This window comes from Microbacterium sp. AR7-10, from assembly GCF_001878835.1.
Lineage (GTDB): Bacteria > Actinomycetota > Actinomycetes > Actinomycetales > Microbacteriaceae > Microbacterium > Microbacterium commune.
Window position 1 is genome coordinate 1 of sequence record NZ_MJIR01000008.1, and the last position, 10569, is coordinate 10569.

General features: G+C 70.9%; 7 protein-coding genes and 1 pseudogene. 6 read left to right on the plus strand and 2 right to left on the minus strand.

All coding sequences use genetic code 11. The annotated features are described in order from the left end of the window. Both mfd and cydC read left to right on the plus strand, forming a co-directional pair. A partial coding sequence (gene mfd, locus BFN01_RS00735; protein WP_071640518.1) for a transcription-repair coupling factor occupies positions 1–2529 on the plus strand: 2529 nt, incomplete at its 5' end. Positions 2530–2580: 51 nt separating this feature from the next. Continuing rightward, a complete protein-coding gene (gene cydC, locus BFN01_RS00740) occupies positions 2581–5943 on the plus strand; it encodes a thiol reductant ABC exporter subunit CydC (protein ID WP_256220978.1) in 3363 nt (1120 codons plus the stop codon). A 14-nt stretch (positions 5944–5957) separates the two neighbouring features. On the opposite strand, the gene BFN01_RS15970 is transcribed toward cydC, so the two are convergent. Both BFN01_RS15970 and BFN01_RS00750 read right to left on the minus strand, forming a co-directional pair. Continuing rightward, entirely contained in the window at positions 5958–6767 is an 810-nt protein-coding gene (locus BFN01_RS15970) for a M56 family metallopeptidase (RefSeq protein WP_071640520.1), read from the minus strand. Between the two features lie 44 nt (positions 6768–6811). Next, complete coding sequence (locus BFN01_RS00750; RefSeq protein WP_071640522.1) at positions 6812–7168, minus strand: BlaI/MecI/CopY family transcriptional regulator; 357 nt, start codon at positions 7166–7168, stop codon at positions 6812–6814. Positions 7169–7316: 148 nt separating this feature from the next. On the opposite strand from BFN01_RS00750, the gene BFN01_RS00755 reads away from it, so the two are divergent. The 4 genes and pseudogenes from BFN01_RS00755 to BFN01_RS15690 all read left to right on the plus strand — a co-directional run. Next, positions 7317–8909: a cytochrome ubiquinol oxidase subunit I gene (locus BFN01_RS00755; RefSeq protein WP_071640524.1), complete on the plus strand. Its 1593-nt coding sequence runs from the start codon at positions 7317–7319 to the stop codon at positions 8907–8909. 23 nt (positions 8910–8932) lie between these two features. Beyond that, a complete protein-coding gene (gene cydB / locus BFN01_RS00760) occupies positions 8933–9970 on the plus strand; it encodes a cytochrome d ubiquinol oxidase subunit II (protein ID WP_071640526.1) in 1038 nt (345 codons plus the stop codon). Between the two features lie 38 nt (positions 9971–10008). Further along, positions 10009–10362 (plus strand): gamma carbonic anhydrase family protein, encoded by a 354-nt coding sequence (locus BFN01_RS15685; RefSeq protein WP_256220979.1) that lies wholly within the window; start codon positions 10009–10011, stop codon positions 10360–10362. Next, positions 10359–10569 (plus strand): annotated as a pseudogene (locus tag BFN01_RS15690) (gamma carbonic anhydrase family protein); the annotation flags it as partial. The gene BFN01_RS15685 and the pseudogene BFN01_RS15690, both read left to right, overlap by 4 nt.

Genomic DNA, 10569 nt, shown 5'->3' on the forward strand with positions numbered 1-10569 from the left:
GGGGCGGGTGACTTCCTCAGCCTGGCGCGCATGCGCGAGATCGTGCACGAGCGCGACGGCGTGTGGTGGCGGGTCACGCCGTTCGCCGTCGACGACGACGCGGCCGAGAACCTCGACGCCTCGATCATCCCGTCGTTCCACGGAAACGTCGACGGTGCGATCGCGTTCGTCGAGGCGCGGCTCGCCGAGGGCTGGCGCGTCGTCGTGATCGCGTCGGGCCAGGGGCTGGTCGAGCGGGCGCGCGACGTGCTCAGCGACCGCGGCCTCGCCGCGCGCATCGTCGACCGTCTGGTCGACGAGCCCGAGGCCGGTGTGGCGACGCTGGTCGCGGGATCGGTCGAATCGGGTTTCCAGGTGCCGGATGCCCGGATCGCCGTGCTCACCGACAACGAGTTCTACGGCCGCACCATCGGCGGCGACCAGCGGACGGTGAAGAAGCTCGCGTCGCGCCGCCGCAACGTCGTCGACCCGCTGCAGCTGAAGCCGGGCGACTTCGTCGTGCACTCCACGCACGGCATCGGCCGCTTCGTCGAGATGACCAAGCGCGAGGTGTCGTCGGGCGGACGCAACGCCGTGAAGACGACGCGCGAGTACCTCGTGCTGGAGTACGCGCCCTCGAAGCGCGGGTACCCGGGCGACAAGCTCTTCGTGCCCACCGACCAGCTCGACATGCTCTCGAAGTACGTCGGCGGTGAGGCGCCCACCCTGTCGAAGATGGGCGGCAGCGACTGGGCGGCGGCCAAGGGCAAGGCGCGCCGGGCGGTGCGCGACATCGCCGTCGAGCTGGTCAAGCTGTACTCGGCGCGGATGAGCTCGAAGGGGCACGCCTTCGGCCCCGACACGCCCTGGCAGCGAGAGCTGGAGGAGGCGTTCCCGTTCGCCGAGACCCACGACCAGCTGCAGACGATCGAAGAGATCAAAGCCGACATGGAGCGGCCCATCCCGATGGACCGCCTGCTCTCGGGTGACGTCGGCTTCGGCAAGACCGAGGTCGCGGTTCGCGCCGCCTTCAAGGCCATCCAGGAGGGCAAGCAGGTCGCGATGCTCGTGCCGACCACCCTGCTCGTCAAGCAGCACTTCGAGACCTTCACCGAGCGGTTCGCCGGCTTCCCGGTGCAGGTGCGACCGCTTTCGCGGTTCCAGAGCGACAAGGAGGCGCGGCTCACGCTGCAGGGTCTGCTCGACGGGTCGGTCGACATGGTCATCGGCACGCACCGCATCCTCACCGAGCAGGTGCTCTTCAAGGACCTCGGTTTGATGATCATCGACGAGGAGCAGCGCTTCGGCGTCGAGCACAAGGACGCGCTGAAGAAGTTGAAGACGAACGTCGACATCCTCGCCATGAGCGCCACGCCCATCCCGCGCACCCTCGAGATGGCGGTCACCGGCATCCGGGAGATGTCGACGCTGCAGACGCCGCCGGAGGACAGGCATCCGATCCTCTCGTTCGTCGGCCCGCGCAGCGACAAGCAGATCGCCGCGGCGATCCGCCGCGAGATCCTGCGCGAGGGGCAGGTGTTCTTCGTGCACAACCGCGTGCAGTCGATCCAGCGCGTCGCGTCGGAGCTCGCCGAGCTCGTGCCGGAGGCGCGGATCGCGGTGGCGCACGGCAGGATGGGCGAGCATCAGCTCGAGCAGGTCGTCGACGACTTCTGGGAGCGCAAGTACGACGTGCTCGTCTCGACCACCATCATCGAGACCGGTCTCGACATCTCCAACGCCAACACGATCATCATCGACCGGGCCGACAAGTACGGCCTGTCGCAGCTGCACCAGCTGCGCGGACGCGTGGGCCGCGGCCGCGAGCGCGCGTACGCGTACTTCCTGTACGACGACACGAAGCCGCTGAGCGAGACCGCAGCCGACCGTCTGCAGACCATCGCGGTGAACAACGACCTGGGCTCGGGTATGCAGGTGGCGCTGAAGGACCTCGAGCTGCGCGGCGCGGGCAACCTCCTCGGCGCCGAGCAGGCCGGTCACATCGCGGGGGTCGGGTTCGACCTGTACCTGCGCATGATCGGCGAGGCGGTGGCGACCTTCCGCGGCGAGGACACGAACTCCGAGGTCGAGCTGCGTCTCGAGCTGCCCGTGGATGCCCGCATCCCCGAGTACTACATCGACAGCGAGCGGCTGCGGCTGGAGGCCTATCAGAAGCTGTCGTCGGCGGCCACGGTGTCGGCCGCTGACGACGCGATCGACCTCGTGGTCGAGGAGCTCGTCGACCGGTACGGTGCGTTCCCCGACGAGGTCACCACGCTGGTGAAGGTGGCGCGTCTGCGCCGGCGCGCCGCGCGAGCAGGGCTGTCGGATGTCGTGGCGATGGGATCGAACCTGCGCATCGCGCCGGCCCGCTTCGAGGACTCGATGAAGGTGCGCCTGCAGCGGCTGTACCCGAAGGCGAAGCTCGTCGGCGGAGGAGAGGCGCTGGTCGTGCCGATGCCCACGGATTCCGATCTCATCGAGTGGGTCGGCAACCTCTTCACCGCGATGTTCCCCGAGCCGGCGAAGGCGGAGCCGGCGGTCGTCTGATCCGCTGGCGGCGCGACAGACCCGCACTTCTACGCACAGTAGAATTACGGGGTGAGCGCTGACCGAGATCCCTGGGTGCTGGAGGCGTCGCGCCCCAAGACGCCGTCGCGCCGGCCCGACCTGTCCTCGGTGCCGAAGCGGGCACTGTACGTGCTCGGGCTGCTCGCCGCCGCACGCGCGCTCGGTCTCGTGCTCATCGCCGAGGCCGTGGCCCGCGGGATCGCCGGCCTCGCAGCGTCCGGGCTGACACCCGACGCCACCCGCGCCATCCTCATCCTGGGGGTGACGGGAGCGCTGCTGCGGGCCGGGGCGGAATGGGCGACCGAGGTCGTCTCCCGCAGCGTCGCCACCCACGTCAAGCGCGACCTGCGCAGCCGCCTGTGGGGTCGCATCGTCGAGGGCGACCGCGCCGGCGGCGGCACCGCCGTGCTCGCCGCGGACGGTCTCGACGACCTCGACGACTACTTCATCCAGTCGCTGCCCGCCCTGATCGGCGCGGCGGTCGTGCCCGTGCTGGTGGGGGTGCGGATACTCGGCGCCGACTGGCTCAGCGCTCTCATCATCGTGATCACCGTCCCGCTCGTGCCGCTGTTCATGATCCTGATCGGCCGGCACACGCAGCAGCGCACCGACGCGGCGCTCAGCGCTCTCACCCGCCTCGCCGATCACCTCACCGAGCTCGCCCGCGGTCTGCCCGTGCTCGTCGGGCTGGGCCGCGTCGACGAGCAGACGCGGGCTCTCGACGGCATCCAGCGTCGCTATCGCCGGCACACCGAGGAGACGCTGCGCTGGGCGTTCCTGTCGGCGCTCGCCCTCGAGCTGATCGCCACGATCTCGGTGGCGGTGGTGGCCGTATTCCTCGGCCTGCGGCTGCTGAACGGCACGATGGCGCTCGAGCCCGCGCTCATCGCACTCATCCTCGCGCCCGAGTGCTTCACCGCGCTGCGTGATGTGGGCACAGCCTTCCATGCCTCGCAGGATGGACTTTCCGCGCTCGAGCGCGCGAAGGCGATGCTGAGCGCACCGCCCCGCCGCGACGCGCGCGGCGAGTCGACCGGTCCGGTGCGCCTCGACGCCCTGACGATCACCTACCCCGGCCGCCGGGCACCGGCGCTGCGCGCGGTAACGGCAGAGATCTCGGGGATCACGGCGATCACCGGCCCGAGCGGCGCCGGCAAGTCGACGCTGCTCGGTGCGCTCGCCGGGGTGCTTCCCGCCGAGGCCGTGGTCTCGGGGGCGGTGCACGGAGTCGATCCGGATGCCGTGGCCTGGGCGCCCCAGGCGCCCCGGGGATTCGCCGAGACGCCTCGCGAAGAACTGGCGCTGTACGGCGCCGGGCCTGCCGCGCTCGACGAGCTGGGGCTCGGGGGCCTGGCCGACGCGGCGGTCGCCGAGCTCAGCCCGGGGGAGCAGCGCCGCCTGGCGGTGGCGCGCGCTCTCGCGCGGGTGGATGCCGGCGCCCGCCTCCTCGTGCTCGACGAGCCCACCGCGCACCTCGACCCGGTGGCGGCCGACCTCGTGCGCGCCGCGGTGCGACGTCGCGCCGCGCGCTGCACGATCGTGCTCGCCAGTCACGAGCCGGAGACCCTGGCACTGGCCGACCGATTCGTCCCGGTGGGCGACTCGGTGCACGACGCGGCTGCCGACCGGGTCGATGGCGAACCTCGGGAGGACTCGGGATCCGACGGACGGACCGAGACCGGGCATCCGTCGGCGTCGTCGTCCCCCCTCACGGTGCCGCCGGCAGCGGGTCGGCGCAGCCTCACGCTCGCCGCGCTGCTTCGCCCGCACGCCTGGCTGTGGGCGGCGTCGATGACGCTCTCCGCGCTCGCCGCGGGACTCGCGGTCGCGCTCACGGCTGTCTCGGGCTGGCTGATCGTGCGCGCCAGCGTCGAGGAGTACATCATGTACCTGCTCGTCGCGATCGTGGGAGTGCGCGCATTCGGCATCGGGCGCGCCGTCGGGCGCTACGCCGACCGACTCGTCACCCACCGTGCGACGTTCCTCGTCGTGGATGCGCTGCGCCTGCGGCTCTGGCGGGCCATCGCCGCTCGAGGCGCGGGCTCCAGACGTCTGCTCGAGGGCGGCGCTCCGCTCGACTACCTCGTCACGCTCGCCGACGACCTGCGTGATCAGCTGCCGCGCGTCGTCCCTCCGCTCGGCGCGGGCGTGCTCGTCGTCGCGGGGACGATCGTCACGGCGGCGTTCGTGACCCCGCACCTCACCGTGCTGGTCGCCGCGGTGCTCATCGCCGCCGTCGTCATCGCGTCGGTGCTCGCCGTCGTCAGCGAGCGCGGCGCCGCCGCTGATCGCGTCGCCGCCCGGTCGGCCATCGTGCGCTCGACCGCCGTCCTCGCCTCCGCCGCCGACGACCTGCGCGGCAACGCGGTCGCGCCCGTCGCACTGCGCCGGCTCGACGCGCACGCGCGGCAGCTCGCCTCGGCGGAGCGCCGCGCCGCGTGGTCGGCGGGACTGGGCACGGCCGTCGTGACCATCGCCACCACGATGCTCGCCGTGCTCGTTCCGGTGCTCTCTCCCGACCTGCCGGCCGAGTCCGCGTCGGTCGTCGCACTGCTCTCGCTGGCCCTGCTCGAGCCGCTCGCCGCCCTCGTCGCCGCGATGCATCGCCTGCCGGCGCTGCAGACGCTGCTGCGTCGTCTCGATGTCGTGCTGCGGCCGGCGCCGAGCCCGGCGTGGGGGACGACGACACCGGATGCCGTCACACACCTCGCGCTCGAAGCGGTGACGGTCTCGTATCCCGGCGCTGCCGCCCCGGCGGTGTCGGACGTGACCGCCGAGGTGGATCGCGGCCGGTGGCTCGTGCTCGACGGGCCGTCGGGATCCGGCAAGTCCACGCTGCTCTCAGCGATGATGGGCGCGCTGCCCGTGGCATCCGGAGAGATCACCGCCGACCGGCTGCCGATCACGACCTTCGACGAGCGGGCGTGGCGCAGCCGGGTCGCGTGGTGCCCGCAGGATGCCTACGTCTTCGACTCCACGCTGCGCGGCAACCTGCTGCTGGCACGCGATCGCGACGACGCACCCGACGACGATGCGCTGCGCGGTGTGCTCGCGCACGCGGGTCTCGCCGACCTGCTGGGTGCGCTCGGCGGCGACCTCGACGCCCGGGTCGGCCCCGGAGGCTCGGCACTGTCGGGAGGCGAGCGTCAGCGGCTCGCCGTGGCGCGGGCCCTGCTCACTCGTGCCGAGGTCATCCTGCTCGACGAGCCGACCGCCCACCTCGATCGGCCGACCGCCGCGGCGATGATGGGCGACGTCCGCGATGCCACCGCCGAGCGCATCGTCGTTCTCGTCTCGCACCGCACAGCGGATCGGCGTGACGGCGACGCGGTCGTGCGGCTCGGCGCGCGTGCCGCCTCCGCTCATCTGATGCAGGCGAACACGCGGAGGTAGGGGGCGCTCCCGCGTCAGCCGGCGAGCCGCCGGAACCGGTCGCTCACCCGCATCGACCCGGACACCGGCTGATCAGCGCCGGGCACGCCGCTGGCGCCCACCTGCAGGATCGCCCTGGCGAGCACCTCGTCGCGCACCTCCCGGCGCGCGTGATCGTCGGCGAGCATCTCCACGAGCGCCGCGACCTCGGCTTCCGCACGCGCCGCCATCGGGAACCAGGGCAGTGCCGACCGCCAGGCGCGGAACGCGAGCAGCAGCAGATCGTGCCGCTGCTCGACGTGCGCGCGCTCGTGCGCGATCACCGCGGCCAGCTCGTCCGGATCGAGGCGATCGAGCAGTCCCTGGGAGAGCACGGTGACCGACCTCGGCCCGTTCGGCAGGCAGTAGGCCATGGGGACCGCATCGTCGATCACCCGCGTGCGCGCGCGGGTCGGATGCGGAGAGGTCAGCATCTCGAGAAGTGCGAGATGGCGGCGGCGCTGCTTCGTCACCTGCACGATCGTCGCGCCGAGGTGAGTGAGCAGGTAGATGGTGAACAGGGCGGCGGGGATCGGCGCGAGCCACGGATGCCCGGGCAGCGCCGCGTGACCGGCGAGAGCCAGCGCCGCGATCATCGAGAACCCGCCGGCCAGGCCGATCGCCTGCCACAGCAGCAGTGCCATCACGGGCGCGCGCATCGGCCATGACGCACGTGACAGGGCCACCGGCACCGGCCAGGCGAGCCCGACCGCGAACAGTCCCAGCACGACCGCGCCGAAGATGACGACGCCGTGCGGGATCACCAGCGCCCCGCTCTGCGCCGTGTCGGCAGCGACCGTCAGCATGGCTCGTCGATCAGCATGGCTCGTCGTTCCGCACGGTGCCTCGGTCAGCCCGAGCGGCCGAGCAGCTGGCGCAGCACGGCGGCATCCTCGGGGGAGACCCCGCCGACGAACCGCTCGAGCACGGCGGTGCGGTCACCGGCGTCGCCGAGCACGGAGTGCATGAGCTCTGCGACATGATCCGCGCGGGAGGCGACGGCGGTGTAGCGGTGCGGGCGCGCCGAGCGGTCGGAGGCGACGAAGCCCTTCTTCTCCAGGCGCGACAGCACGGTCAGCAGAGTGGTCACGGCCAGCGACCGCCCCGCTGCCTCGAGCTGGTGCTGGACGTCGTAGGCGCTCAGCGCCGCGTCGGCTTCCCAGATGGCATCCATCACGGCTCGTTCGAGCTCTCCGAGCGTTCCCATCAGCGCATCCCTCCTTCGTCGGATTATCTCCGGCTCTTCGATTCTACTCCCTGTCGAATTTGTTCTATCGTGTGTCGAAGAAGTTCTACGAGACGTAGAATAGTCGTGGCGGGATCGACCGCCGCCCCTTCGCGAACGGAGAAACCGCGTGGACGTTCTCGACATCGCCCGCTGGCAGTTCGGCATCACGACCGTCTATCACTTCCTGATGGTGCCGCTGACTCTCGGTCTCGGCATGATGGTCGCGATCATGCAGACCCGCTGGGTGCGCACGGGAGACGAGAAGTTCCTGCGCATGACGAAGTTCTGGGGCAAGGTCTACCTGATCAACTTCATCGTCGGCGTCGCCACCGGCCTCGTGCAGGAGTTCCAGTTCGGCATGGCGTGGAGCGAATACTCCCGCTTCGTCGGCGACGTGTTCGGTGCACCCCTGGCGATGGAGGGGCTGCTCGCCTTCTTCGTGGAGTCCACCTTCCTCGGCATCTGGATCTTCGGCTGGGGACGGCTCCGCAAGGGCCTGCACCTCGCGGCGCTGTGGTGCGCGGTGATCGGATCGTGGATCTCGGCGTTCTTCATCATCGTCGCCAACTCGTGGATGCAGCACCCGGTCGGCGTCGAGATGGGTGCCGACGGTCGCCCCGTGATGACCGACGTGTGGGCCGTGCTCACCAACAACACCGCGCTCGCCGCCTACACCCACACGATCTTCGGGGCCCTGGTGGTGGCGGGCATGTTCCTGCTCGGCATCTCCTGGTACCACCTGTGGCGGCGCCGCCACGACGGCATCGACTCGGTCGACGCGACCGGTCGCGTGATCGTCGGACAGGCGGATGCCGTACCAGGACGCGACAAGAAGGACCACGGCGTCTGGATCTGGTCGCTGCGCTTCGGCGCGATCGTGGCCATCGCCGGGTTCCTCGGCACCGTGGCATCCGGCGACATCCAGGGCAAGCTGATGTACGAGCAGCAGCCGATGAAGATGGCGGCGGCGGAGGCCGCCTGCCACACCGGCTCGTCGTTCTCGGTGCTCTCCCTCGGCGACCCGGGGTCGACGGACTGCGCCGATGTGATCACCCTCATCGAGATCCCCGGCGTGCTGGGCTTCCTGGGCACCGGCGAGTGGGGTGCGGACATGCCCGGCATCAAGGATCTCGAGCCGCAGTACGTCGACCAGTACGGCAAGACGATCCCCGATGACGCGCTCTACGGCGACATGGCCGGCACCGACGTGCAGTACGTGCCGGTGATGTGGGTCACCTACTGGGGCTTCCGGCTGATGATCGGCCTCGGCGGGGTCGTCGCCTTCGGCGGCGTCGTCGCGCTGTGGCTGACCCGCAAGGGCACCGTGCCGCGCTCGCCGTGGATCATGCGCCTCGCGCTGCTCGGCATCGTCGCACCGTTCGCGGCCAACATCGCCGGCTGGATCTTCACCGAGCTCGGCCGCCAGCCCTTCGTGGTGGCGCCCAACCCCGACGCGACCGGCGTCGACGGTGTCTTCATGTTCACCGCCGCGGCCGTCTCACCCGGCGTGACGGCAGGCGAGCTGCTGTTCTCGGTCATCACCCTCAGCGCCGTGTACGGCGTGATGCTCGTGATCGAGCTCTACCTGATGGTGAAGTACGTCCGCGGCGGTGTGGCCGCCTCGATGCCCGAACTCGCCGCACCCGGGCATCCGGATGACGGCGACGGCACCCGACCCGATCCCGACCGACGCGACGACGTGCTCGCCTTCGCATACTGACCGGCCCGAGAGGAACTGAGGAAATGGAACCGCTTCCCGTCGTCTGGTTCGTGGCGATCGCCGTGCTGTGGATCGGCTACCTGCTGCTGGAGGGCTTCGACCTCGGTGTGGGCATGCACATGGTGTTCTCCACCCGATCCGAGCGCGACCGTCGCGTGATGCTGAACACCATCGGTCCCGTCTGGGACGGCAATGAGGTGTGGCTGATCACCGCGGGGGCGGCGATGTTCGCCGCGTTCCCCGCCTGGTACGCCTCACTGTTCTCCACGCTGTACGTGCCGCTGACGATCACCCTGGTCGGTCTCATCGTGCGAGCCGTCGGCATCGAGTACCGCGGCAAGGTGCACACCGAGCGCTGGCGCACCCTGTGGACCTGGATGATCGGGCTCGGCTCTCTCATCGTCGCGTTCTGCATCGGGGCGGCGCTGGCGCTGACCTCGACGGGTCTGCCCATCGACGCGAACGGCGACCGCGTCGGCGGACCGTTCGTCTGGCTGACGGTTCCCGCCGTGCTCGGCGGTCTCGCCGTGGTCGGCTTCGCGCTGCTGCACTCGGCGACCTTCCTCGGTCTCAAGGCCGACGGTCCGGTGCGCGAGCGGGCCGGACGCTTCGCCGCCCGCTGGGCGCCGCTGTGCATCGCCCCGGCGGCCGTGTGGGCGATCTGGGTGCAGGTGGCGCACGGCGGCAACGTGTTCGCCTGGACGCTCATCGTGTTCGCGGTGCTCGCCGCCGCCTTCGGCTGGCGGGCGGCGCGGGGGCGCCACGAGGGTCGCGCGTTCATCGGCTTCGCCGGGTTCGGGCTGTTCGGCGCCGCGGCCATCTTCGCCGGGATGTTCCCGCTGCTGCTGCCCTCCACGGTGGATGCCGCGTTCGACCTCACTGTCTGGAACGCCGCCAACGGGCCGTACACGCTCGGCGTGATGACGGTCGTTGCCGCCGTGTCGCTGCCGGTGATCCTGCTCTACCAGGCGTGGAGCTACTGGATCTTCCGCAAGCGGGTGACCCCCGGCATGATCCCCGAGGTGTACATCGTGCTGCCGGCGGTGCTGCGCGCCCGCTGAGGCAGCGCGGCGCCGACGCGCAGGGCTAGTCTGGCCGCATGATGTACGAGCACCTCGGGGCTCGGCCCCGCATCCACGACACCGCCGTCGTGGCGCCGACCGCAGTGATCTCGGGAGACGTCGAGATCGGACCGAACTGCCAGGTGCTGCACGGCGCCGTGATCACCGCCGAGGGCGGGCCGATCACCCTCGGCGAGCATGTCATCGTGATGGAGAACGCGCTCATCCGCGCCACGGCGGCCGACGCCGTGCACATCGGCGATCACACCCTCGTGGGCACGCTGGCGAGCATCGCGGGTCGGGTGCGACCGTCGGTGAGGAGGTGTTCCTGGCATCCGGCGCTCGCGTCTTCAACGGCTCGCTCATCGGGCCTCGCTGCGAGGTGCGGGTGAACGCGATCGTCCAGCGCCGCGCGGTGCTGCCGGAGGGCAGCGTCGTTCCGATCGGCTGGGTCGCGGTCGGCGACCCCGTGCAGCTGTTCTCGCCCGACCGGGCCGATGAGATCGCCGCCGCGATGCCCGCGCTCGACTTCCCCGGCCACGTGTTCGGCGTCGACCGCGACACCCCCGACCTGATGGTGCAGCTCACCGAGCGCTACG